Source organism: Chryseobacterium camelliae, assembly GCF_002770595.1.
Taxonomy (GTDB): Bacteria; Bacteroidota; Bacteroidia; order Flavobacteriales; family Weeksellaceae; genus Chryseobacterium; species Chryseobacterium camelliae.
Genome location: NZ_CP022986.1, coordinates 4,120,845 through 4,143,835, shown reverse-complemented (window position 1 = coordinate 4,143,835; position 22,991 = coordinate 4,120,845). Strand labels below are relative to the sequence as shown.

The following is a 22,991-nucleotide window of genomic DNA, read 5'->3' as shown; positions in this document are numbered from 1 at the left end:
GGAAAATTAATTTTTCATCACAAAAAAAGCCTCCGGTTAAGGAGGCTCCTATCATTTATATTCCGCTATCGATTAAGCATCGATGTTGGCATATTTTGCATTTTTCTCAATGAATTCCCTTCTTGGCGGAACTTCATCCCCCATCAGCATGGAGAAGATACTGTCCGCTTCCACGGCATTATCAATGGTTACCTGCTTCAGGATCCTGTGTTCAGGATTCAGCGTGGTTTCCCATAGCTGCTCAGGATTCATCTCTCCGAGACCTTTGTAACGCTGAACTTCTACTCCTTTTCCGTCCGGAGCCATTTCAAGAGTGAATTCCTCACGCTCTTTTTCATTATACGCGTATACTTTTTTATTTCCTCTCTTTAGCAGGTATAATGGCGGCTGAGCGATATAGATATATCCGTTCTCAATAAGTTCTTTCATATATCTGAAGAAGAAGGTAAGGATCAATGTTGAAATGTGCGAACCGTCGATATCGGCATCGGTCATGATGACAACTTTGTGATATCTTAATTTGGCCATATTCAACGCTTTACTGTCTTCTTCGGTTCCTACGGAAACACCGAGAGCGGTATAGATATTTTTGATTTCTTCGTTATCATATACTTTGTGAAGCATTGATTTTTCCACGTTCAGAATCTTACCTCTCAATGGAAGGATGGCCTGAAAGTGCCTGTCCCTACCCTGTTTGGCCGTTCCTCCTGCGGAATCTCCCTCTACCAGGAAGAGTTCGGAGATAGCAGGATCTTTGGAAGAACAATCGGAAAGCTTACCCGGAAGTCCGGAACCTCCCATCGGGGATTTTCTCTGAACCATTTCACGCGCTTTTTTAGCCGCCTGCCTTGCTTTGGCTGCCAATACCACCTTCTGTACAATCAGTTTAGCTTCAGACGGGTTTTCCTCCAGGAAGTTGGAAAGCATTTCGCCCACAATTTTATCTACCGCACCGGAAACTTCGGAGTTCCCTAATTTGGTTTTGGTCTGTCCCTCAAACTGGGGTTCCATAACTTTCACGGAGATCACAGCTGTTAATCCTTCACGGAAGTCATCACCGGTAATGTCCACTTTTTCTTTCTGCGGGATCCCAAGATCATCAGCATATTTTTTCAGCGTCCTGGTCAATGCTCTCCTGAACCCGGCCAGGTGCGTTCCTCCTTCATGGGTATTGATATTGTTAACGTATGAGTGGAGGTTCTCATTAAAAGACGTATTGTAGCGCATCGCTACCTCAACCGGAATATCATCACGCTCACCTTCCATGAAAATCACGTTTTCCATGATGGACTCACGGTTTCCATCGATATAAGCGACAAATTCTTTCAATCCGCCTTCAGAATGGAATACTTCTGAACGGAAAGATCCGTCTTCCAGTTGTTCCCTTTCATCGGTTAAGGTGATCGTAATTCCTTTATTAAGGTAGGAAAGTTCTCTTAAGCGGCTTGCCAATGTATCATAATTGTATACCAGTTCGGTAAATATGGAATCATCCGGCTGGAAGAACTGCTTCGTTCCTCTCTGGTCGCTGTGTCCTATTTCCTCTACACCGGTCTGTGCTTTTCCTCGTGAATAAATCTGCTGATAGATATTGCCGTCACGGTAAACGGTAGTCACCATTTCATTGGAAAGCGCGTTCACACACGATACCCCAACCCCGTGAAGACCTCCTGAAACCTTATAAGAATCTTTATCGAACTTACCTCCGGCCCCGATTTTTGTCATTACAACCTCAAGAGCGGATTTCTGTTCCTTTTCATGGAAGTCAACCGGAATACCTCTACCGTTATCGCTTACCTCGATCCCGTTCCCTTCCTTGATGCTGACGAAGATCGTATCGCAGTATCCTGCCAAAGCCTCATCAATAGAGTTATCCACTACTTCATAAACCAAATGGTGAAGGCCTCTTACGCCTACGTCACCAATGTACATGGAAGGACGCATACGTACGTGCTCCATTCCCTCCAATGCCTGAATACTACTAGCTGTATATTGTTTCTGACTCATATAAAATATTAAAAATCCTGCTCAATGCAGAGACCCACAAATATCGTGATTTTTTTCGAGGTATGAAAGTTAAAAAGTGTCAAAAAACAGGAGTGGAAAAAGCGGATTATTCACTAAAAGAACAGATAAATAACCCTATGATAATGCTTATATAAAAGTCATTGCTGTTAGACACAACTTTTCAAAAGCATAAGAATTCGAAGGTAAGGCAGATTTTGGGAACTTCTACTGTCTTATATCATATTCCTTCTTATAATTTATCCGTAAATTGAGTACTTAAAAGTTGAGTGTATGGATGATTTTATTGCGGCCCGTGCCCAGATGGCCATGTCCCTGGGTTTTCACATTATCTTTTCATGTGTCGGGATGGTGATGCCGTTTTTAATGGCATTTGCCCACTGGAAATACCTGAAAACCGGCAACGAACTTTATAAAGGCCTTACCAAAGCATGGAGTAAAGGGGTAGCCATCCTTTTTGCCACCGGAGCGGTATCCGGGACGATGCTCTCTTTTGAGCTTGGCCTTTTATGGCCTCAGTTCATGAAGCATGCCGGCCCTATTTTCGGGATGCCTTTTTCCCTGGAAGGAACCGCATTTTTTATTGAAGCCATTGCCATAGGGTTCTTCCTGTACGGCTGGGACCGTTTCAACAAATGGTTCCATTGGTTCTGCGGATTCCTGGTAGGTTTAAGCGGTCTTGCATCCGGTATCCTGGTCGTTGCAGCCAATGCCTGGATGAACTCTCCCTCGGGATTTGATTACATCAACGGACAATACCTGAATATAGATCCTATCAAAGCCATGTTCAATGATGCCTGGTTTTCACAGGCGCTCCACATGACCGTTGCCGCCTTTTGTGCTACCGGATTTGCGGTAGCAGGAGTACACGCTTTTTTAATCATGCGTAAAAAAAATGTGGAATTCCATACCAAAGCATTCAGGATTGCAGCCGGTTTTGCGATGATCGGGGCCTTCGGAGCACCCTTGACAGGTGATACGGCGGCAAAATCGGTTGCTGAACGGCAGCCCATCAAACTTGCCGCCATGGAAGCGCATTTCGAAACGGAAAAAGGGGCTGCATTTGTCATTGGCGGAATTCCGAACCAGCAAAAGGCAGAACTGAAATATGCAATTAAGATTCCGAAAATGCTCAGCTTCCTTGTTGCAAGTGATTTCAACGCAGAAGTAAAAGGACTGAAAGATTTCCCAAGGGACGAATGGCCTCCGGTAGCGGTGGTCCATTATGCTTTTCAGATCATGATCTTTTTCGGGGTGGTAATGATCATCATCGGAATGCTCTACCTGTATGCCAGCTTTTTTAAGAAAGAATGGCTGAATAAAACCTGGTTCCTAAAAACATTCCTGATTGCCACGCCTTTCGGCTATATGGCACTGGAAGCGGGCTGGACGGTAACCGAAGTCGGACGTCAGCCGTGGATCATCTACGGAATTATGAGAACAGTGGATGCGGTGACTCCGATGCCCGGAATACAGTATTCCTTCTATTTCTTTACTGCCGTGTTTGTTTCCCTCTCTTTCGTGATGGCATTCCTTCTGACCAGGCAGATCAGGATGGTCCCGAAATTATATGATCCTACCGATCCTCAGTTCAACACTATTAAAAACAAGAAATTATGATTTATGTTGTCATAGGTTTTCTCTGGCTGTCTATCTGCCTCTATGTGATTTTAGGGGGAGCTGATTTCGGGGCAGGAATCGTGGAAATGTTCACCAAAGAAAAAAACCGCCCCAAAACACAGGTCATTATGTATGAATCGATCGCTCCGGTATGGGAGGCCAATCATATGTGGCTGATTATAGCCATTGTGATTCTTTTTGTCGGCTTCCCGGAAGTGTACACCACCCTTTCCACTTACCTTCATATCCCTTTGGTACTGATGCTGATCGGGATTATTGCCCGAGGTACTTCGTTTACCTTCAGGCATTATGATGCCGTAAAAGATGAGTGGCAGAAAGTGTATACCCAGATCTTTTATTTCTCCAGCTTACTAACACCTTTCTTCCTCGGACTGATTGCTGCAGCAACCATTTCCAGGTCCATCCATCCGGATGCGAACAGTTTTGCAGAACTCTATATTTTCAGCTGGCTGAACTGGTTCGGTGTGGCTGTAGGCCTCTTTACGATTGCCATCTGCGCTTATGTCGCTTCGGTATTTGCGTTGAGGGAAGCGATAGACCGTATGGAATTGAAGCTGATGATCAAAAAATCAAAACAAACCATGGTATTTGTAGTCATTACAGGGCTTCTGGTCTTTCTTACAGCCTATATTTCCGATATCCCATTGGTGATGTGGGTTTTCTCCAAACCTTTGGGAATTATGGCTACAGTCTTTGCGACGATCTGCCTAGGGCTTATCCTAAGAGCAATGCATACCGGAAAACTGCTTTCTGTAAGGGCTCTCGCAGGATTCCAGATCATTATGATCCTGGTAGCTGCCACGTATCAGCATAATCCGAACATCATTCTGTTCGGGAACGGACAGCATCTTTCGCTGCTGGAGCATGTGGCGGCTCCCAAAACCATCAATGCATTGGGATGGGCTTTAATTTTAGGCTCCGTTTTTATTCTTCCATTCCTTTTCTACCTGATGGTCTCATTCAGCAAACAAAGAAGATCTTTATTGAGAAAACCGTCGCGATGACGGTTTTTTCAATATGTATATTCTGTTAGTTTTTAATTCCCTTTTTTACCGTTACTTTACCGGATGCTGAAGTTATTCTGATGAGATAGCTGCCTTTCAGCAGAGATGAGGTATTGAGTTTAGGACCTTTTCCTCTCAGAACGGTTTTCCCGCTTTCATCCAGAATTTCCACTTCTCTGATATCAGCATCGGAAAACATGGATAATTGTTCGTTAAAAGGATTTTCGAATCTTATTACATCTTGTTGACCTGCCTGTTCTTTTACGGATAGTACAGGTTTCTGGATAATGTACCTTGAAATATTATTGTCATGCATCACATACAGGTAATTATCTTTCACAAAAGTGAATCTCAACGTCGTGTATGAAGTTCCTGACAGGGGATAAAACGTACCGTTATTAACCGTAAGATTATTACCGTTCATTGAATAACAGGCAATCCCAAGATCATGGGAAGAATTTTCTGCGGGAACCAGGATTACATCATTATACACCAGTGGCTCCGTGTCCTGTGCAGAATACGCAGTCCCGTTATACAAAAATGACTTTTCAGCGATAATCACACCACCGGTTCCCAAAGTCTGGTCCAGCATCCCCTGGCCATCTGTCTTGGTGAAATAGATATTTCCGCTATCTGTAAATTTATTGATGAAAGATCCATCATTTAAAGAAGTCTGCACACTCACAGCATAAGAAGCTGTTGTAGTGAGCACTGAATTTTTTACATGGGCATAGCCACTCTGGCCGTATGAAGTATCCAGGCTGCCTGTACCCACGCTCACTTTACGGATATTGGACAAGCCAACAGACGGAGAGATAAATTCGTATACTGCCTGGTCTTTGTTAAAAAAGAACTCATAATTGAAATTCCCACTAGGATCTCCGGCAACAGAGGCGTCAATGTTCATAGAACCGTTAGTTCCGTAAGAGGTATCCGGATTACCGTTTGGAAGAAATTTGCTGAAGGCATGATCTCCCCGGAAGAAAATCTTGCCATCCGGAAGCACAATTTTATAGTTCCAGTCCGTTATTTGCATCGTGGCATTGGAAAAATTGGTATCTTCCTGGCCATTGGAAAGGTATTTCCGGTTTCCAATGGTATAGAAAAAATCATTATTGGCGTAAAAATAATAGGCCTCAAACGCCGGAATCACCACAGTTCCATTAGTCCCGAATGCAACATCGGGAGAACCGTCAGCATTCAGCCTCGTAAACTGGGTGAAAGAACTGTTGTCCACATGATAACTGACAAAAATTTTGCTTCCCTGGAAAGTCGAATGAATACGGGGAATCAGCAGCAGCCAGTCATTGGGCGAAGAAGATCCTAAACCACTTACAGTCCCGTTGTTTCCGAATGAAGTGTCTTTAGTGATGGTAATCTGGGCATTAGCTATAGAACAAGCCAATACCAATAAGGTACATGTTTTTTTCATTGTCTGTGTTTTTTACTTCAGCAAATGTACAAATTAATTTAAATTTTGAAAATAGTATGAAGTAATGTGTTATACTCTTGTAGTACTAATAGAAATTTTCTTCTAAACACCTTACGATCTTAAGCAACAGCTTTGAAAAAATAAAAGCAATAAGTTCTTCAAAATCTGCAATTTTTACACTTTTTAAAAATATAGGAGTACAGGAAGGCATAAAAAAACCTCTGCAGGAATTGCAGAGGTATAGGGTTGGAATTTAATCCGTATTATGCGAGCTTCATGAGAAGCTGTTCATCAATCTTTTCAACCTTTACCAGGTTATTTTTCGTCAGTATCTTGGAAGCTTTATCCCATTTTTTACCGGACAGCTGACTTCTTTCCTTAACTTCTGCCAGTGAAAAAGGCTCCTCACGGGAGTTCAGGATCTCAAGGATTACTTTTTCATCTTCTCCCAGCTCAATCTGAGGTACGGCTTTTTCCGGTTTCATCTGCGGGAAGAACAGCACTTCCTGGATAGAAGCATTGTTGGTAAGGAACATGATCAGGCGGTCCATTCCGATTCCTAATCCGGATGTCGGCGGCATTCCGTATTCCAGTGCCCTCAGGAAATCTTCATCAATGAACTGACCGGCTTCGTCATCTCCTTTTTCAGACAATTTCAGCTGGTCTTCAAAACGTTCCCTCTGGTCTATGGGGTCATTCAGCTCGGAATAGGCATTGGCAATTTCCTTACCACATACCATCAGCTCAAAACGCTCGGTAAGCCCTTCTTTGCTCCGGTGTTTTTTGGTGAGCGGAGACATTTCCACCGGATAATCCGTAATGAATGTCGGCTGGATAAAGTTTCCTTCACATTTCTCCCCGAAAATCTCATCAATCAGCTTCCCTTTCCCCATGGTTTGGTTCACATCAATGCCAATTGATTTCGCAAAATCAAACAGTTCCTGTTCTGTTTTTCCGGTGATATCAAAACCGGTGAACTTCAGGATCGCATCGGTCATGGAAATCCTCTGGTACGGTGCTTTGAAATCCACTTCATATTCCCCGAAAGTTGCTTTGGTAGTCCCGTTAACCTGTACGGCACAGAATTCCAGCAGTTTTTCAGTGAAATCCATCATCCAGTTGTAGTCTTTATAAGCTACGTAGATTTCCATAGCGGTAAATTCAGGGTTATGGGTCCTGTCCATCCCTTCATTCCTGAAGTTTTTGGAAAACTCATAGACACCGTCGAAGCCACCGACAATCAGCCTTTTCAGGTATAATTCGTTGGCAATCCTTAAATATAACGGGATATCCAATGCATTATGATGGGTAATGAACGGCCGGGCAGCAGCTCCTCCCGGAATAGACTGCAGGATCGGGGTTTCCACTTCAAAATAACCGGCATCATTAAAGAACGTCCTCATCGCATTGAAAAGCCTGGTCCTCTTTACAAAAACTTCTTTCACCTGAGGATTTACGGTTAAATCCACATAGCGCTGCCTGTATCTTAATTCAGGATCGTTAAATGCGTCATATACAACACCATTTTCATCGGTCCTCGGCTGTGGAAGAGGACGTAACGCCTTTGTCAGAAGCGTAAAATTCTTCACCATTACCGTCATCTCCCCTACCTGGGTTTTGAACAGCTCACCTTCCACACCAATGATATCACCAATGTCCAGAAGATGCTTGTATACTTCGTTATATAAAGTCTTGTCTTCTCCGGTACAGATTTCATCCCTGTTAAAATACACCTGAATCTTTCCTTTGGAATCCTGCAGTTCAGCAAAAGACGCTTTCCCCTGTATCCTTCTGGACATCAGTCTACCGGCAATCTTAACCTGTTTATTATCAGCGAAATCCTGTTTTATAGATTCTGTAGTATCTGTGATGGTATACTCATCGGCAGGGAAAGCATTGATCCCCATTTCAGTCAGCTTGGACAGCTTTTCTCTTCGGATTATTTCCTGTTCTGATAATTGCATTTTTCTGTATTTCAATAACGGGCAAAGATAAGGGTTTTTAAAGGTATGAGGCAAAAAAATTCCGCCCTTATACAACAAAATGCTGCTCCCTCACGGGAACAGCATGTATTCTTTTACGAATGTAAAAATTTATTTATTTTTCAGCGTAAGGATATAGCCTACCATCTTCTTTGCGTCTTCCTTTGAAATCTGCTGATGGGGCGGCATAGGGACGCTTCCCCACACTCCGCTTCCTCCCTCGATGATCTTGGAAGCCAGCAGTTCCGCATCCTTCTCGGTGTACCTGCCTGCAATGTCACGGTACGAAGGGCCGATCATCCTTTCATCCACAGCGTGGCACCCTGAGCAATCCAGCGTCTGAATCAGCTGTTCCCCGGAAAGCTGGCTGACCGCCTGTTCAGATTGGCCGGGCTGTTCCGGAGACTGTACGGCCGTATTTTCTTTTTTAGAACAGGATGCCATAAGCAGCCCTATGCATCCTGTTAAAAACAGTTTTTTCATTATTTGGCTGCTGTGGAATCTTTTTTGGCAGCGTCGGTAGCTGTGGCGGCAGGTGCAGTAGCTGTGGCAGCCGGTGTATCTGCTTTTTTAGCGGTTGAATCGGTTACTGTTGGTACTTCAGGTTCTTCCAGCATCGTGTTGCTGTCCTGCAGGGAATGATCTGTTTTCTTAGAACAGTTGATCATCAATAAGCTTGCAATAAATGCGGCGGCTAATACTTTTTTCATTCTTTTTCTATATTATTTAAGCAAAAATATAAAAAATAAATTTCAGGTTATGACAAATCAGGATTTTTTCAGGGTCTTGACCGGTTAATATCAGGAGAAAAGTTAAGCTTTGATAATTTTTCGGGATTTTTGTATTTCATATCAAAAAAATATTTACTTTTGTCTCATGAATCAGATCAGCAACAATAACTGGTGGTGGCTTTCAAACTCTTCGTCGGGTCTGGAAGTATTGTTATGTTGTTAACGCAAGACAAAAATAATATTTAGCATATAGAGACTTTGACGGATACCGTTGAAGTCTTTTTTTTATTTAAAAATGTAAACCAATACAGATGTTCCACAAAAAAATCAAAATAAAAACCGTTTCAAAAAAAACACTCGGAGACCTGCAGACTCCCATGAACATTTACCTTCAGGTAAGGGACCATTTCAGGGATACGGTACTGCTGGAAAGTTCGGATTCCAGGAATGCAGAGCACAATTTCTCGTATATCGGCATCAATGCCATTGCCGGAATAGAGATCAGGTCGCTGAAAGAATTTGAGGTAAAACTCCCGCTGGAAGAACCGGTAAAACAGCCGCTGGAAGGACATTCGGTAACCGATATTTTCAGGGATTTCTGCCAGATTTTTGAATGTGAAAAGGCAAAAGACGCAGTAGAGGAAACCGCACAGAGCGTGTTCGGGTATACCAGTTTTGATGCGGTACAGCTTTTTGAAAAAGTCACCTTTAAAGCACAGAGCCCGGAAGTGGAGATCCCGCTGCTCAGGTACCGCCTTTACCAGTATGTGATTGCGATCAATCATTACAATGATGAAATGCATTTTATTGAAAACCGCATTGAAGGCGTTCGCTCCGAGCTCTATCACCTTGAAAGCCTGATCAAGAACAGGAATCCGGTGATTTATCCTTTCGGGAAATCCGGTTCGGAAACGTCCAACCTTACCGATGAAGAATATATCGCACTGGTAAAAACGGCCCAGAAGCACTGCATGAGGGGCGATGTATTCCAGCTGGTACTCAGCAGGAGGTTTCAGCAGAAGTTTACCGGTGATGAATTCAATGTGTACCGCGCATTGCGGAACATCAACCCCTCTCCTTACCTCTTTTTCTTCGACTATGGCAATTACAAACTGTTCGGTTCCAGCCCGGAAAGCCAGCTCATCATCAAAAATAACCAGGCTGTAATCCACCCGATTGCCGGGACATTCAAAAGGACGGGCCATCTGGACACTGACCTGAAGGCTATTGAAACCTTAAAAAAAGATCCGAAAGAAAACGCAGAACATACGATGCTGGTGGACCTGGCCAGAAACGACCTGGGGAAACTGGGAAACAATGTTACGGTAACGAAACTGAAAGAGATCCAGCTCTTTTCCCACGTGATTCATATGGTAAGCGAAGTAACAGCCGATCTTCCGGCCGGCATCCAGCCTTTCGAAATGGTATCGGCTACCTTTCCCCAGGGAACTTTAAGCGGTGCACCGAAACACAAAGCCCTTCAGCTGATTGATGCGTATGAAAAAGATTCCAGGGGATACTACGGAGGCTGTATCGGGATGATCGGACTGAACGGAACCTGCAACCAGGCCATCATGATCAGGACGTTCCTGAGTAAAAACAACACCCTATATTATCAGGCAGGAGCAGGCCTTGTCGCCCACTCGGTACCTGAAAATGAACTGCAGGAAGTCAATAATAAGCTGAATGCCCTGAAAAAAGCAGTGGAAAAAGCAGAGAAAATAGCAGACTGATCCACGACTAACCATTTATAACCGACAGATTTATATCTGATACAATAACCAACCTTATCCTTAAAAATGAATACTACCCTACCCATACCTCCATCCGATACGGATTACGAAGCAAAAATCCTGGTCTTTGACAACTATGACAGCTTCACCTACAACCTGGTGCAGATCATAGAAAGGATCTTAGGCCGAAAAGTGGATGTCGTGAGGAATGATGAGATCTCCCTCGAAGATATTGCACAATATGATAAAATCATTCTTTCGCCCGGTCCCGGTATCCCGGAAGAAGCAGGCATTCTGCTGGACCTGATCCGGGAGTATGCTCCCAGCAAAAGCATCCTGGGCGTATGCCTGGGACAGCAGGCGATTGCGGAAGCGTTCGGCGGAACCCTGATCAACCTTTCCGAGATCTTCCACGGGGTTTCTACCCCAGCTAACCTGGTCAAAGAAAAAACAAAACTTTTCCGTGACCTTGCTTCCGGAATGGAAGTCGGGAGATACCACAGCTGGGCAGTCAACACCGAAGGGTTTCCTGAAGAACTGGAAATTACCGCTGTGGATAACGACGGCATGATCATGGCTCTGCAACACAAAACATATGATGTGCATGGTGTGCAGTTCCACCCCGAAAGCATTCTGACACCGGACGGAGAAACCATCATCAGGAACTTTCTTCTCCACTAAACCAGACTGATTAATTTTTACAGAATCCTGTTATGAAAGAAATACTGCAATACCTGTTCAATCATTATACGCTGTCCAAATCTGAAGCGAAAGCAATGATGCTTGAAATAGCCCATAATAAATTCAATGATGCTGAAATCACAGCGTTCATCAGTGTTTTCCTGCTTCGCAACATCACCCTTCAGGAGCTGGAAGGCTTCCGGGAAGCCCTTTTACAGATGGCAGTTCCGGTAACCCTTGAAGAAGACGGCTTGCTGGATATCGTCGGAACGGGCGGTGACGGAAAAAACACCATCAATATCTCAACCCTGGCCAGTTTTGTTGTGGCCGGGACAGGACAGAAAGTTTCCAAGCACGGAAATTACGGGGCTTCAACCACCACGGGTGCTTCCAATGTACTGGAAGAACTTGGCTATCAGTTCAAAAAAACTTCGGAAGAACTGAATGAGGACCTGGCGAAAGCCAACATCTGTTTCCTGCACGCGCCTTACTTCCACCCTGCCCTGCAATCAGTGGGAGCTTTAAGGAAAGCTCTGGGACTGCGTACATTTTTCAACCTCTTAGGACCGCTGGTGAACCCTGCGAAACCCCAATATTCCGTGATCGGCGTGTATAACCTTGAAATTGCAAGGATCTACCAATACCTTTTGCAGAAAGACAGCCGTGAATTTGTCCTGGTTCACGGCATGGACGGATATGATGAAATCAGCCTTACACGGGATACCAAAATCATTACCAAATACGGCGAAGAAATGTACTCCGCAGAAGATCTCGGATTCAATGCCGTCAGTCCGGAAAGCATCCAGGCAGGAGGAACCATCGGGGAAACGGCAGCATTATTCAGGAAAATCCTGGAAGGAAAAGGGACGGAACAGCAGAATTCGGTTGTCCTGGCCAATGCTGCCGTAGCGCTTCATCACACCCACCGATACGGAGATTATAAAGAATGCCTCCTGCTTGCTGAGGATAGTCTGAAGAGCGGTAAAGCCCTGCAAAGCCTGGAAATGCTGCTTCAATAGAACCGGGATTTCTCCGTTCAATCAGGAATGATGCTCAAGCACGAATAATCCTTAATAAAAGCTAAAAAACATATTATGACGATATTAGATCAAATCATACAGAGGAAAAAAGAAGAAGTGTTATCGGCAAAATCCAAAGTGCCGTTAGCTATGCTTAAAGATGCTGAGTTTTTCGGCAGGAAAACGCTTTCCATGAAGGCTTCCCTGAAAAATACTACCGGAATCATTGCAGAATTCAAGCGGCAGTCACCGTCTAAAGGCATCATCAACAATAGCGCTGCTCCTTTAGAAGTGGTCTCAAGCTATGAGCGTGCCGGAGCCGGAGGCGTTTCCATCCTTACCGATCATGATTTTTTCGGCGGGAGCCTGGATGATGTTATGAAGGTAAGAAACCACATCCATATTCCGGTTCTACGCAAAGATTTCATGATTGATGAATACCAGTTTTATGAGGCTAAAAGCATCGGTGCCGATGCTGTGCTGCTGATTGCGGCATGCCTTTCACCGGAACAGGTGAATGATTTCACCGCATTATCCCATGAACTGGGCCTTGAAGTACTGCTGGAAATCCATACCGAAACTGAACTTAAGCATTATCAGTCCGCGATTGACATGGTAGGTATCAACAACAGGAACCTGAAAGATTTTAAAGTGGATCTGCAGCATTCCGTACAGCTTAAAGATATGCTTCCGGAACAGGCTCTTTCTGTGGCGGAAAGCGGTATTTATACTGTTAAGGATTTCCTGTTCCTTAAAGAGCAGGGCTTTGATGCTTTCCTGATGGGCGAATATTTTATGAAAAACAGCGATCCGGGACAGTCTTTTGCAGATTTTGTCAGCCAGTCTTCCCATGTGCATGGATTATAAAGAACGGATATGAAGAACGGAATACAGGCACTGAAAGTGTGCGGCATGACCAAAAAGGAACAGATCCGGGACCTGATTGCCCTGAACGTGGACTTTATAGGATTCATATTTTATGAACGTTCTCCCCGCTTTGTCATGAACTCGCTCACATTAGCCTATATTCAGTCTATTGACCATCCGGGAAAAACCGGGGTATTTGTGAATGAATCAGTTGAAAAGGTTATTGAAGTAGCCGAAAAAGCAGGCCTGGCTATGATCCAGCTGCACGGAAATGAGGACCAGACTTACATCAGCACACTCAGAAAACAGGCAGGCCATAAAATTAAAATCATGAAGGCGGTAAGAATCGGGATTCACGATGCTGTTTCAAAAGAGCAGCATTCAGAAGAGATTTCGGAACAGATCCGGGCCGTTCAGAACGATGTGGATTATATTTTGTTTGATACGGACAGCAAAGGATACGGCGGCACCGGAAAACGCTTTGAGTGGAGTCTCCTTGACAGCCTGGATATTCCGCTTCCCTATTTTTTAAGCGGCGGAATTTCAAGAGACAATATTGGTGACCTGGATACCATCAGCCATAAGCCTTTTGCCATTGATATCAATTCAAAATTTGAACGGACGCCGGGTGATAAGGATTTGGACAGGATCAGAGAATTCGTATCCAATATCTACAAAACAGATTGATCATGAACAAACTGCACAGCCACTCCAGATTGTATAGAAGACCATTGAATTACTAAAAAACAAAAAAATGAAATATAAAAACCCAGACGAAAACGGATATTACGGTGCATTTGGCGGAGCGTTCATCCCTGAAATGCTGTATCCGAATGTAGAGGAACTGCAAAAGAAGTATATAGCCATTATAGAATCTGAAGATTTCCAGCAGGAATACCAGGAGCTCCTTAAAAATTATGTAGGGCGTGCGACACCGCTGTACTTTGCTAAAAACCTAAGTAAAAAATACAATACCCGGATCTACCTGAAACGGGAAGACCTTAACCATACCGGGGCCCATAAGATCAACAATGCGCTCGGACAGGTTTTGCTGGCCAAAAGGCTCGGCAAAAACAGGATTATCGCAGAAACAGGAGCCGGACAGCACGGGGTAGCGACTGCGACTGCCTGCGCCCTGCTTGGACTGGAATGCATTGTCTACATGGGAGAAGTGGATATCAAACGGCAGGCACCGAATGTGGCCCGGATGAATATGCTGGGTGCGAAAGTAGTGGCAGCCACATCAGGCTCCAAGACACTGAAAGATGCAGTTAATGAAGCCCTGCGCGACTGGATCAGCAATCCTGTGACGACTCATTATGTCATCGGAAGTGTGGTGGGTCCCCATCCTTTCCCGGATCTTGTGGCCAGGTTCCAGAGTATTATCTCGAAAGAAATCCGCGAACAGCTGTATGAGCAGACCGGAAACCGGAATCCCGACTATGTCATTGCCTGCGTAGGAGGCGGAAGCAATGCGGCAGGGGCTTTTTACCATTTCGTAGAGGAAGAAAATGTACAATTGATTGCCGCAGAAGCCGGTGGTTTAGGCATAGATTCGGGAAAAACGGCAGCAACGACCTTTTTAGGGACCCTGGGCGTTTTGCACGGAAGCAAAAGCCTGGTGATGCAGACCGCAGACGGACAGGTGATTGAGCCCCACTCGATTTCCGCAGGGCTGGATTATCCGGGTATCGGGCCTTTTCACGCGCATCTTTTCAATGAAAAGCGGGCGGAGTTTTTCAGCATAACGGATGAAGAGGCCTTACAGTCTGCCTTTGCACTGACCCGCTCCGAAGGCATTATTCCGGCACTGGAAAGCGCTCATGCACTGGCAGTGCTTGATCAGAAGACCTTTAAACCGGATGATGTGGTTGTCATCTGCCTGAGCGGACGCGGAGACAAGGATATGGAAACGTACTTAAAAAAAGTCCAGGATATGGATGGGCAACTACCTGATCAATTCTAACCAATTTACCACTTTATTCAAATGAAAAAACTTAATATATACTTTACGGCCGGCATTCCTGAAGCTGAAGATACGGCGGATATTATGAAGCTGATCCAGGATTCGGGAGCGGACATGATGGAAATCGGCATGCCGTATTCTGATCCTGTAGCGGATGGCCCTGTGATCCAGCAGGCCCATGAACGCGCGCTTCATAACGGAATGACACTTGAAAAGCTGTTTTCCCAGCTGAAATCCGTTAAACATGATATCAAAATCCCGGTGATCCTGATGGGATATATCAATCCTGTGCTGAGCTTCGGATTTGAAAACTTCTGTGCAGCCTGTGCGGATAGCGGAGTTTCCGGGCTGATCATTCCGGACCTTCCGCCGGTTGAATTTGAAAAAAATTACGGGCCCGTTATCCGTAAATATGGCCTGAACTTCACGTTCCTGGTCACTCCTGAAACCTCTTCGGAAAGGATCCTCTACCTGGATTCCCTGAGTTCCGGTTTTTTATATGCCGTAAGTTCTTCCTCTACAACCGGCAGCCAGAAGGCTGCGGTCAACAACGAAGATTATCTTTCCGGCCTGGCCTCATTACCGCTTACCAACCCTCTGATGATCGGCTTCGGTATCCAGTCAAGACAGGATTTCGAAACGGTAACCCGGCATGCGGACGGCGGAATTATAGGCACGGCTTTCGTCAATATCCTGCTTCAGGAGACCGACTGGAAGGACAAAGCTTCGGGCTTTATCCGCTCTGTTAAAGGTTAAAATTCACTATCTTTGTATTTCAATTGAGGGATATGAATACACATCAGAACAAAGCAGTGCTGTTTGAAGATTTAGGCATTAAAGATTACCAGTCTGCGTGGGATTATCAGGAACAGCTGATGAAAGGCATCATCGATACCAAGATCAAAAACCGTGATGTGCCGCCGGAGCAGCATCATACCACGTCCAATTACCTGCTTTTTATAGAGCATCCGCATGTATACACCCTGGGCAAAAGCGGCCACGAAGAAAACATGCTGGCCGGAATGGAACAGCTGAAAGAGATAGAGGCCACTTTCGTAAAAACCAACCGCGGCGGGGACATTACCTATCACGGTTACGGGCAGCTGGTAGGATACCCGATTTTAGACCTTGAAAATTTCTTCACAGACATTCACTTATATATGAGGAACCTTGAAGAAGTGATCATCAGGACCATCGCCGAATTCGGGCTGAAAGGGGAACGCTCCAAAGGTGAAACCGGCGTATGGCTGGATGTGGGAAAACCTTATGCCCGGAAAATCTGCGCCATGGGCGTTAAAGCATCACGCTGGGTTACCCTGCACGGCTTTGCATTGAACGTTGACACTGATATGCGGTATTTTGAATATATTATCCCATGTGGCATCAAGGATAAGCAGGTAACTTCCCTGAAAAGAGAACTGGAAAGGGACCTGACCCCTGAAGAAAAAGAACAGGTAAAGTCTGCCGTCAGAAAACATTTTACTGAAGTTTTCGAAGCTGAACTGATTATGTACAGTAAACAGGAAAATTAGCGGCAAGATCATTCACTTTCGGCTATAGCAATAGATAAAAACCCATCATGATATGTGATGGGTTTTTCTTTTTTAATGACTGACCACAGAAATTCCTGCATCTACCCTGAGTTTCGCACCATGGATATAGGACGCTTCCCCGGAGGCAAGAAAAAGGACAGCATTGGCTATTTCCGACGGGTCTCCCAGCCTTTTAAAGGGGATAGCAGGAATAATATGATCAACCGCTTCGTTAATCTGCTCAGGATTCAGGCCGGTATTGTTGAATATATTTGTTTTTATGTGTCCCGGGCTTATGCCATTGACACGGATTCCTCTGACGGTCAGTTCCGCAGCAAAACTTCTGATCAAGGACTGCACGGCTGATTTCGCTGCTGAATAGACTGAAAAATCAGGCATTGACATTTCTGTAGCGATGGAGGTATTGAAAATAACCGATCCTCCTCTTTTCATCAGGGGCAGTACCTGCTGTACAGTGAAGAAAGATCCTTTGACCAGCATGTTAAACAATTCATCAAAAAGCATTTCATCAACAGATTCCACAGGAGCAAATTTTCCGTAGCCCGCATTGGCAAAAACTACATCAATGGTTTCTGTATACCTTCTGACCTGCTGTTGCAACTTCATAAGATCATGATAGCTTCCCGCATCAGAAACGATCCCGGATGCTCTTTTTCCTAAGTTTTTTACCGCCTCATTAACGGTCCTTTCGCTTCTTCCTGTAATGATCGCACTTCCGCCATCGCTGATGAACTGTTCTGCCGTGGCAAAACCCATTCCACTGGTTCCGCCTGTAATCAGGGCAAATCTGTTTTTAAATCTCTGCATAGTTTTTAAGTTAAATTCTGATGCAAAGATGGAGACTTTCAGGCTTCGGAAAAATCCGGAACCTGCTGTATCTGAATGAAAAGATGCTGTTGTAAAATATAATACCGGGCTATCCGCTGAACAGGATTATGACCAGCCAACAAAAACGTCTCACGAGTAGTCGTGAGACGTTTTTTAGTGTAAGTAAATCCCGAAATACCATGTCCAGGCTATTAAGATAAGCTGCATCGGCAGCCTTTCCCTGTACAGGTAATTCATTCCCGGGCCGGTATAATCTGCTTTGAACAGGTTGATCCTTTTTGCTGATGAATTGATATTGGCGATAAAAACAAGCACAAAAAAGACGATCAGCAGAATGGCGGTCAGTTCACGCACTGATGGAATCAGGAGGCCGATGCCGGCTGCCATTTCCATAAGTCCGGTAGCATATACCCAGAATACTTTTGCCGGGATACAATCCGGAATCATCATGGCCATTCCCTTCTGATATCTGAAATGGGCTGCTCCGGTAAAGAAAAGGAAAACGGCCATCCCGAAATTCCCGGAAAACAGAACATTCCATTCTCCCTGAAAAATCCTTATCCCTACTAGTGATAAGGCAAATCCCGTAAACATGATCACCAATAATTTCATAGCCTTACTATATGCGTTTAAGCATTCTAAGACTTTTCAGCCAGTTGCTTTACTGTTTCAAGGCCCTTTGTAAAACCTGCATCCATCGCCTCTCTTCTGTGTTTTTCTGCCTGGACTTCAATATAAAGTTTTGTTTTTCCGCCAAACTCTGTAAGAAAATACCTTTCGAATGAGCCACTCCATTCTTTCACTTCCTTGCTCTGCGTATCTTCTACCCCGTCCTTCAATACGCCTAAATGTTTAAATACTACGTAGTGTGGCTGCTGAAGACTTCCTATCGTAGAAACCAATCCGTTCCCTTCTGCATTCAGGAAGTATGTTTTACCTCCGATCTTCCAGTCAGATTTAACCTTTGATCCCGGGTTAAAATACTGAGTCCATTGCCCATACGTTTCATCTCCCCAAAGCACATTCCATATCTTCTGCAACGAAGATTCAATCATAATCATGTAAGATAATGTTTCCATATAATTGTTATAGTGTAAAATCACAAATTCGTGAGTACAAAAAAAAGGTTTTTTTTTGAATTTTTAAATATGTTAATAAAGCTTTAACATAATATTCTAACTATCCGCCTACAAAATCCCCACCATTGATGTGGATGATCTCACCGGTAATAAAGCTTGAATCTTCGGAAGCCAGAAAAACGAATGCAGGAGCCACTTCGGAAGGCTGCCCGGCCCTTTTGAGCGGCGTGTCTTTCCCGAAATTAGATACATCGTCAAAAGTTTCTTTAACAAGAGGGGTCCAGATCGGTCCCGGTGCAATTCCGTTAACCAGAATCTTTTTTTCGGCAAGGTTGGTCGCCATAGAACGGATGAAAGTGGCGATTGCCCCTTTCGTGGAAGAATAATCAATGAGATGCTCACTGCCCCGGTATGCTGTAACGGATGTAGTACAAATAATCCTGCTGCCTTCCTGCATGAGCGAAAGGCAGTCCCGGGTGAAAGAGATCATGGAAATGATATTGGTGTTGAATGTTTCGAGGATCTGCTCGTCACTGATGTTTTCGATTTCATTTTTAGGAGACTGTATGGCAGCGTTATTGACCAGAACATCCAGTGTTCCCCACTCCTGCTTCAGCTGATCAATACACTGTTTCCTGAATTCTTTACCGGAAATGTCTCCTTTCAGCAACAGGCATTGGCGGCCTTCCTGCTCAACCAGTTTCCTGGTCTCCTCAGCATCGTCATCACTTTCTTTATAAATGATGGCCACATCGGCTCCTTCCCTGGCATAATGTACGGCTACGGCCTGGCCGATCCCGCTGTCGCCTCCGGATATTAATGCTTTTCGTCCTGCAAGTTTTTCACTGCCTTTGTAGTTTTCACGGATGATTTCAGGATACAGCCCTTCCTGTGGAACTTCTGATTTGGATTGTGATTGGTTGTGTGTTTTCATATTAATTTAAGTTTCACCTTAACACATCAAACAATACGCCGAAATACACTTACGAATAATAAGCTTTTTCCAAATCTTCTATAATAATTTTCTGCATCCGGAACATTGCCTGAACTACCTGATGGGCTTTCACAGGATCCTGATCGTTCATCAGCTCGATCAGTTTTTTGGGAACGATCTGCCAGCTGAGCCCGTACCGGTCTTTCAGCCATCCGCACATGCTTTCCCTGCCGCCGTCTGCCACCAGTGCATCCCAGTAATGATCAGTCTGCTCCTGGTTATCGGTCATCACGACCACAGATATGGCTTCATTGAAATCAAACTGGTGGTCATATGAATTCTCCGTGCATAAAAAGCTGTACCCACTGATTGTAAAATATCCCCGGCTGATATTTCCGGCAGGTTCAGTATCATTTGTCCCATCTGAATCACCATATCGCTGTATTTGTTTAATTTCCGAATCGGGGAAAGTATCAGTATACAGCTTCATTGCTTCGTATGCCTTACCGTTGTTCTGATGGATGAACATTAAAGTCGGCATTATTTTCTGCTCACTCATTTTTTCATCGAGCACCAGTTGCCAGCTTACCCCGAACCGATCCCGGACCCAGCCGAATTTTTTGCTCCACGGATAGGAATCCAATGGCATCATCACTTCCCCGTTTTCACTGAGACGGTCCCAGTACCTGATGATCTCTTCTTCACTGTCACAAAAGACCGTAAAGGATACGGAAGGATTTTTTGTGAATTGAGGACCGGCATTCAGCAGCATCAGTTTCTGTCCGAAGAGTTCGATATTCAGCACTACCGGAGTATCCGCCGTAAGCGTACCGCTGAAAACCTCACAGTAGAACCGCGCCGAGTCTCCGGCATCCTGGTCGCACCACAGGCATGGAAAAATAGTATTGTTCATTATTTTCTGATATAAAAGATTCTTTTGTTGTACTTATCTGGACTTCGGTTTCCAGCTGCATTTTGATTAATCTGCTTCCGGATGGGTGCTGAAGTATGCCTGATGATTTTTCATGTAGATCTTCAGCCTGTTCATGGAATTCCTGCCGAAACCATGCATCTGAAGAATTTCCGCTTCGGAATATCCGCACAGCTTTTCCAGGGAATCGATTTTCTCCCTTTCAAGTGCCCTCCTGGCTGTAACCGGCAGGATACCCTTCAAAAAACAGCCTTCGAAAGGTACCGGAGCCATGGTTTTAAGGCATTTCGCCATAAGCACTAAATTAATCATTCCCTGAAGGATTACGCATTTTCCTCTGCATATTTATGGAAATTATTCATAATAGCGTACCATCCGTCCCGCTGCATCTGTACAGGATTCTGCTTTTCAGGCTCGAATGTCTGGATCAGCTTTGTGGTGTGCGCATCGATCTGTTCGAAGACCACTTCCACTTTCCGGCCATCCTCCAGATGGTACCGTATCAGTTTTTCAGGGATGACTTCGTCGTATACTCCCCGAAGATCAAATCCGAAGCTACCGTCTTTTGCCTCCATGCGGTACCTGAAAGTTCCGCCTTCTTTCACATCGTTTTCTGCCTCGGGACACTGCCAGGTGTCATCCGCAACATTCCAGCGGGTGATATGTTCGGGACCATTAAAATATTGCCATACTTTGTCCGCAGAAACCAGAATAGTAATTTCAAGAGTGATAGGTTCCATAATATTGATTTTAGAAATGGTGTAAAACGGTACCTGCAAAGCAAATACCGTTTGGCTGATTTTAAAGGTAAGATTATTTCGGATAAGATTCATTATAGTTGATCATCCAGTAAATCCCGTAACGGTCCTGGAAGCTTCCGAAATAATCTCCCCAGCACTGGTCTTCAATCGGCATTTCAATGGTTCCTCCTTCCGAGAGGGCATGGAAGAGCCGGTCTGCCTCTGCTTTTGAATCAGGAAAGACCGAGACATAATTGCTGTTTCCTATGTTCAGGTGCTGCCCGAAGCCCGGAACAATATCAGACGCCATGAGAAGATCATTGCCTATCGGAAGGGCAATGTGCATCACACGGTTTTTCTCTTCTTCTGAAAGGCTTTCCGTCCCGGGAGCATTTCCCATTTTGTGGATCTCTCCGAGGAATTCCCCTCCGAAAACGGATTTGTAAAAATGAAAAGCTTCTTCTGCTTTTCCGTCAAAATTTAAGTACGGATTAAGTTTAGGCATAGGATTGAAGTTATAAGTTATGAGTTATGAGTCGTTGAAAGGATGAGGCAATGGATTATTCTGCAATCTGAGCATCTACGGAGATGATGTTCCAGCCATAGCCATTGATATCCCAGAAAGAATTCTGGTACATCCCATCGTAATCCTGAGGTTCTTCATGTTGTGTGGCGCCATTTTCAACAGCCATATTTACCAAACGGTCCACTTCTTCGCGGCTGCCCAGGCTTAAAGCAAGAAGTATCTGCACTGTACCGGCCACCGGCAAGGGTTTTTCTGAAAATGTGCGGAAAAAGTCTTCCTGGAGGAACATGACGGAAATCTGTCCTGGTTTCATGGCAATACATATACCTTTCTCATTTGAAAGCTGCTCGTCAGCGGCAAAGCCCAGCTTTGTCCAGAATTCTTTTGTTTCCTGAACATTTTTTACGGCAAGGTTTACATAGATCTGATTGATTTCCATAGTCGTTGTTTTAGCATAATCTTAAACCAAAATTACCGGCTTGACAGGACAATCAGCTTGCCATAAGACAAGAATTAAAACTGAGCCGATATAATATTTGTTCTATGGTATCATTTATTGGGCAATAGCACCTTGATCAGCTCCGGAAAAAGACATCAGATCAACGGGATCCGTTTTTGCCAGGATGCGAAACCAGTTCTTTACGGATGCGGCTCAGAGAGGTGTCTGTAACCCCCAGATAAGAAGCGACCTGCTTTAACGGCGCATACCGGATGACTTCAGGTTTCTGTTCCAGGAGGTTGAGGTAACGCTTTGTAGCGGATAGAGTAAACATTTCTACAGAACGCTGTTTATACAGGAAAAGCTGTTGTGACATCCAGGCTCTCCCCCATTCCCTGAGGTTGGGGATGCGGTGGAATAAATCCTGAAAAGTGTCAAAATTCAGTTTCCAGCAGTCGCAATCCGTAATGCAGACCATATTTTCCTGTGCCGGGATCCTCTGGAACAGAGAAGAGACTTCGATAATGATTTCGTTTTCAGTAAAAAAATTAGTGGTCACATCATTTCCGTTAAAATCGTTCACAAAAGAACGGGCAAGCCCTTTTTCAAGAATGAAATACTCATTGGCCGTCTTACCTTCCCGCAGGATGCATTCCCCTTTCTGAAAGGATACCTGTTCATGCGCCTGGAAGATCTCCGCAAGCTCTTCATCAAGAAAGAACGGAAACTCATAAGAAATCTGTAAAGCTTTACTGGTCATTACTTTAAAATTTTTAGACCCTTAAAAGTACTTTTTTTACCGGATATGATCAAGGAAATCATCTTGGCCATACTTTTAGTTCTGCTAAAAAATATTCAGATCAGAAATATCTGTCATTCT

The 22,991-nt window shown here is 44.4% G+C and carries 25 protein-coding genes; 10 read left to right on the top strand and 15 right to left on the bottom strand.

The annotated features are described in order from the left end of the window. Nucleotides 1–72: 72 nt before the first annotated feature. Nucleotides 73–2,007 (bottom strand): DNA topoisomerase (ATP-hydrolyzing) subunit B, encoded by a 1,935-nt coding sequence (gene gyrB / locus CGB83_RS19010; RefSeq protein WP_100077252.1) that lies wholly within the window; start codon nucleotides 2,005–2,007, stop codon nucleotides 73–75. A 291-nt stretch (nucleotides 2,008–2,298) separates the two neighbouring features. On the opposite strand from gyrB, the gene CGB83_RS19005 reads away from it, so the two are divergent. Beyond that, nucleotides 2,299–3,645 (top strand): cytochrome ubiquinol oxidase subunit I, encoded by a 1,347-nt coding sequence (locus CGB83_RS19005; RefSeq protein WP_100077251.1) that lies wholly within the window; start codon nucleotides 2,299–2,301, stop codon nucleotides 3,643–3,645. Then, complete coding sequence (locus tag CGB83_RS19000; protein WP_100077250.1) at nucleotides 3,642–4,670, top strand: cytochrome d ubiquinol oxidase subunit II; 1,029 nt, start codon at nucleotides 3,642–3,644, stop codon at nucleotides 4,668–4,670. The genes CGB83_RS19005 and CGB83_RS19000 overlap by 4 nt, the downstream gene beginning before the upstream one ends. Nucleotides 4,671–4,695: 25 nt before the next feature. Here CGB83_RS19000 and CGB83_RS18995 read toward each other — a convergent pair whose 3' ends face one another. From CGB83_RS18995 to CGB83_RS18980, 4 genes are all read right to left on the bottom strand, one after another. After that, on the bottom strand, nucleotides 4,696–6,102 hold the full coding sequence (locus tag CGB83_RS18995) for a T9SS type A sorting domain-containing protein (RefSeq protein ID WP_100077249.1): 1,407 nt from the start codon (nucleotides 6,100–6,102) through the stop codon (nucleotides 4,696–4,698). Between the two features lie 263 nt (nucleotides 6,103–6,365). Continuing rightward, nucleotides 6,366–8,066: a lysine--tRNA ligase gene (gene lysS / locus CGB83_RS18990; RefSeq protein ID WP_100077248.1), complete on the bottom strand. Its 1,701-nt coding sequence runs from the start codon at nucleotides 8,064–8,066 to the stop codon at nucleotides 6,366–6,368. Between the two features lie 129 nt (nucleotides 8,067–8,195). Continuing rightward, nucleotides 8,196–8,567 carry a c-type cytochrome gene (locus CGB83_RS18985; protein WP_100077247.1) on the bottom strand — a complete coding sequence of 124 codons (372 nt, stop codon included), beginning with the start codon at nucleotides 8,565–8,567 and terminating at the stop codon, nucleotides 8,196–8,198. Further along, nucleotides 8,567–8,794, bottom strand: coding sequence for a hypothetical protein (locus tag CGB83_RS18980; RefSeq protein ID WP_100077246.1), 228 nt, complete (start codon nucleotides 8,792–8,794; stop codon nucleotides 8,567–8,569). Before CGB83_RS18980 ends, CGB83_RS18985 begins: the two co-directional genes overlap by 1 nt. Nucleotides 8,795–9,126: 332 nt before the next feature. On the opposite strand from CGB83_RS18980, the gene CGB83_RS18975 reads away from it, so the two are divergent. The 8 genes from CGB83_RS18975 to lipB all read left to right on the top strand — a co-directional run bounded on the left by CGB83_RS18975 (nucleotide 9,127) and on the right by lipB (nucleotide 16,613). Then, a complete protein-coding gene (locus tag CGB83_RS18975) occupies nucleotides 9,127–10,548 on the top strand; it encodes an anthranilate synthase component I family protein (protein ID WP_100077245.1) in 1,422 nt (473 codons plus the stop codon). A 66-nt stretch (nucleotides 10,549–10,614) separates the two neighbouring features. Further along, nucleotides 10,615–11,229 (top strand): anthranilate synthase component II, encoded by a 615-nt coding sequence (locus CGB83_RS18970; protein ID WP_100077244.1) that lies wholly within the window; start codon nucleotides 10,615–10,617, stop codon nucleotides 11,227–11,229. 32 nt (nucleotides 11,230–11,261) lie between these two features. Then, nucleotides 11,262–12,248, top strand: coding sequence for an anthranilate phosphoribosyltransferase (trpD, locus tag CGB83_RS18965; protein ID WP_100077243.1), 987 nt, complete (start codon nucleotides 11,262–11,264; stop codon nucleotides 12,246–12,248). A 75-nt stretch (nucleotides 12,249–12,323) separates the two neighbouring features. After that, a complete protein-coding gene (gene trpC, locus CGB83_RS18960; RefSeq protein WP_100077242.1) occupies nucleotides 12,324–13,115 on the top strand; it encodes an indole-3-glycerol phosphate synthase TrpC in 792 nt (263 codons plus the stop codon). A 9-nt stretch (nucleotides 13,116–13,124) separates the two neighbouring features. Continuing rightward, nucleotides 13,125–13,802, top strand: coding sequence for a phosphoribosylanthranilate isomerase (locus CGB83_RS18955; RefSeq protein ID WP_100077241.1), 678 nt, complete (start codon nucleotides 13,125–13,127; stop codon nucleotides 13,800–13,802). A 67-nt stretch (nucleotides 13,803–13,869) separates the two neighbouring features. Next, nucleotides 13,870–15,081 (top strand): tryptophan synthase subunit beta, encoded by a 1,212-nt coding sequence (gene trpB, locus CGB83_RS18950; RefSeq protein WP_100077240.1) that lies wholly within the window; start codon nucleotides 13,870–13,872, stop codon nucleotides 15,079–15,081. Between the two features lie 21 nt (nucleotides 15,082–15,102). After that, on the top strand, nucleotides 15,103–15,837 hold the full coding sequence (gene trpA / locus CGB83_RS18945) for a tryptophan synthase subunit alpha (protein WP_100077239.1): 735 nt from the start codon (nucleotides 15,103–15,105) through the stop codon (nucleotides 15,835–15,837). 32 nt (nucleotides 15,838–15,869) lie between these two features. Further along, nucleotides 15,870–16,613, top strand: a complete 744-nt coding sequence (gene lipB, locus CGB83_RS18940; RefSeq protein ID WP_100077238.1) for a lipoyl(octanoyl) transferase LipB — start codon at nucleotides 15,870–15,872, stop codon at nucleotides 16,611–16,613. Nucleotides 16,614–16,685: 72 nt separating this feature from the next. On the opposite strand, the gene CGB83_RS18935 is transcribed toward lipB, so the two are convergent. From CGB83_RS18935 to CGB83_RS18890, 10 genes are all read right to left on the bottom strand, one after another. Beyond that, on the bottom strand, nucleotides 16,686–17,441 hold the full coding sequence (locus CGB83_RS18935) for an SDR family oxidoreductase (protein ID WP_100077237.1): 756 nt from the start codon (nucleotides 17,439–17,441) through the stop codon (nucleotides 16,686–16,688). Nucleotides 17,442–17,615: 174 nt separating this feature from the next. Next, a complete protein-coding gene (locus CGB83_RS18930; protein WP_100077236.1) occupies nucleotides 17,616–18,074 on the bottom strand; it encodes a DoxX family protein in 459 nt (152 codons plus the stop codon). A gap of 26 nt (nucleotides 18,075–18,100) precedes the next feature. Next, a complete protein-coding gene (locus CGB83_RS18925; RefSeq protein WP_100077235.1) occupies nucleotides 18,101–18,541 on the bottom strand; it encodes an SRPBCC family protein in 441 nt (146 codons plus the stop codon). Nucleotides 18,542–18,641: 100 nt separating this feature from the next. Next, nucleotides 18,642–19,475 (bottom strand): SDR family oxidoreductase, encoded by an 834-nt coding sequence (locus CGB83_RS18920; protein ID WP_100077234.1) that lies wholly within the window; start codon nucleotides 19,473–19,475, stop codon nucleotides 18,642–18,644. 49 nt (nucleotides 19,476–19,524) lie between these two features. Further along, complete coding sequence (locus tag CGB83_RS18915) at nucleotides 19,525–20,388, bottom strand: VOC family protein (RefSeq protein WP_100077233.1); 864 nt, start codon at nucleotides 20,386–20,388, stop codon at nucleotides 19,525–19,527. Between the two features lie 66 nt (nucleotides 20,389–20,454). Beyond that, nucleotides 20,455–20,718, bottom strand: coding sequence for a helix-hairpin-helix domain-containing protein (locus CGB83_RS18910; protein WP_157761465.1), 264 nt, complete (start codon nucleotides 20,716–20,718; stop codon nucleotides 20,455–20,457). Between the two features lie 11 nt (nucleotides 20,719–20,729). Beyond that, the gene (locus CGB83_RS18905) at nucleotides 20,730–21,146 is read right to left on the bottom strand and encodes an SRPBCC domain-containing protein (protein WP_100077669.1); all 417 of its coding nucleotides are present in this window, start codon (nucleotides 21,144–21,146) and stop codon (nucleotides 20,730–20,732) included. A 73-nt stretch (nucleotides 21,147–21,219) separates the two neighbouring features. Then, entirely contained in the window at nucleotides 21,220–21,651 is a 432-nt protein-coding gene (locus tag CGB83_RS18900; RefSeq protein ID WP_100077232.1) for a VOC family protein, read from the bottom strand. A gap of 55 nt (nucleotides 21,652–21,706) precedes the next feature. Then, the gene (locus CGB83_RS18895) at nucleotides 21,707–22,111 is read right to left on the bottom strand and encodes a VOC family protein (protein WP_100077231.1); all 405 of its coding nucleotides are present in this window, start codon (nucleotides 22,109–22,111) and stop codon (nucleotides 21,707–21,709) included. Nucleotides 22,112–22,271: 160 nt separating this feature from the next. Then, nucleotides 22,272–22,871 (bottom strand): Crp/Fnr family transcriptional regulator, encoded by a 600-nt coding sequence (locus CGB83_RS18890; protein ID WP_100077230.1) that lies wholly within the window; start codon nucleotides 22,869–22,871, stop codon nucleotides 22,272–22,274. Nucleotides 22,872–22,991 lie beyond the last annotated feature (120 nt).

Bases quoted from the DNA above. Each gene is read 5' to 3' on its own strand.
- gyrB (WP_100077252.1), bottom strand. From the start codon at position 2,007: ATGAGTCAGAAACAATATACAGCTAGTAGTATTCAGGCATTGGAGGGA.
- CGB83_RS19005 (WP_100077251.1), top strand. From the start codon at position 2,299: ATGGATGATTTTATTGCGGCCCGTGCCCAGATGGCCATGTCCCTGGGT.
- CGB83_RS19000 (WP_100077250.1), top strand. From the start codon at position 3,642: ATGATTTATGTTGTCATAGGTTTTCTCTGGCTGTCTATCTGCCTCTAT.
- CGB83_RS18995 (WP_100077249.1), bottom strand. From the start codon at position 6,102: ATGAAAAAAACATGTACCTTATTGGTATTGGCTTGTTCTATAGCTAAT.
- lysS (WP_100077248.1), bottom strand. From the start codon at position 8,066: ATGCAATTATCAGAACAGGAAATAATCCGAAGAGAAAAGCTGTCCAAG.
- CGB83_RS18985 (WP_100077247.1), bottom strand. From the start codon at position 8,567: ATGAAAAAACTGTTTTTAACAGGATGCATAGGGCTGCTTATGGCATCC.
- CGB83_RS18980 (WP_100077246.1), bottom strand. From the start codon at position 8,794: ATGAAAAAAGTATTAGCCGCCGCATTTATTGCAAGCTTATTGATGATC.
- CGB83_RS18975 (WP_100077245.1), top strand. From the start codon at position 9,127: ATGTTCCACAAAAAAATCAAAATAAAAACCGTTTCAAAAAAAACACTC.
- CGB83_RS18970 (WP_100077244.1), top strand. From the start codon at position 10,615: ATGAATACTACCCTACCCATACCTCCATCCGATACGGATTACGAAGCA.
- trpD (WP_100077243.1), top strand. From the start codon at position 11,262: ATGAAAGAAATACTGCAATACCTGTTCAATCATTATACGCTGTCCAAA.
- trpC (WP_100077242.1), top strand. From the start codon at position 12,324: ATGACGATATTAGATCAAATCATACAGAGGAAAAAAGAAGAAGTGTTA.
- CGB83_RS18955 (WP_100077241.1), top strand. From the start codon at position 13,125: ATGAAGAACGGAATACAGGCACTGAAAGTGTGCGGCATGACCAAAAAG.
- trpB (WP_100077240.1), top strand. From the start codon at position 13,870: ATGAAATATAAAAACCCAGACGAAAACGGATATTACGGTGCATTTGGC.
- trpA (WP_100077239.1), top strand. From the start codon at position 15,103: ATGAAAAAACTTAATATATACTTTACGGCCGGCATTCCTGAAGCTGAA.
- lipB (WP_100077238.1), top strand. From the start codon at position 15,870: ATGAATACACATCAGAACAAAGCAGTGCTGTTTGAAGATTTAGGCATT.
- CGB83_RS18935 (WP_100077237.1), bottom strand. From the start codon at position 17,441: ATGCAGAGATTTAAAAACAGATTTGCCCTGATTACAGGCGGAACCAGT.
- CGB83_RS18930 (WP_100077236.1), bottom strand. From the start codon at position 18,074: ATGAAATTATTGGTGATCATGTTTACGGGATTTGCCTTATCACTAGTA.
- CGB83_RS18925 (WP_100077235.1), bottom strand. From the start codon at position 18,541: ATGGAAACATTATCTTACATGATTATGATTGAATCTTCGTTGCAGAAG.
- CGB83_RS18920 (WP_100077234.1), bottom strand. From the start codon at position 19,475: ATGAAAACACACAACCAATCACAATCCAAATCAGAAGTTCCACAGGAA.
- CGB83_RS18915 (WP_100077233.1), bottom strand. From the start codon at position 20,388: ATGAACAATACTATTTTTCCATGCCTGTGGTGCGACCAGGATGCCGGA.
- CGB83_RS18910 (WP_157761465.1), bottom strand. From the start codon at position 20,718: ATGATTAATTTAGTGCTTATGGCGAAATGCCTTAAAACCATGGCTCCG.
- CGB83_RS18905 (WP_100077669.1), bottom strand. From the start codon at position 21,146: ATGGAACCTATCACTCTTGAAATTACTATTCTGGTTTCTGCGGACAAA.
- CGB83_RS18900 (WP_100077232.1), bottom strand. From the start codon at position 21,651: ATGCCTAAACTTAATCCGTACTTAAATTTTGACGGAAAAGCAGAAGAA.
- CGB83_RS18895 (WP_100077231.1), bottom strand. From the start codon at position 22,111: ATGGAAATCAATCAGATCTATGTAAACCTTGCCGTAAAAAATGTTCAG.
- CGB83_RS18890 (WP_100077230.1), bottom strand. From the start codon at position 22,871: ATGACCAGTAAAGCTTTACAGATTTCTTATGAGTTTCCGTTCTTTCTT.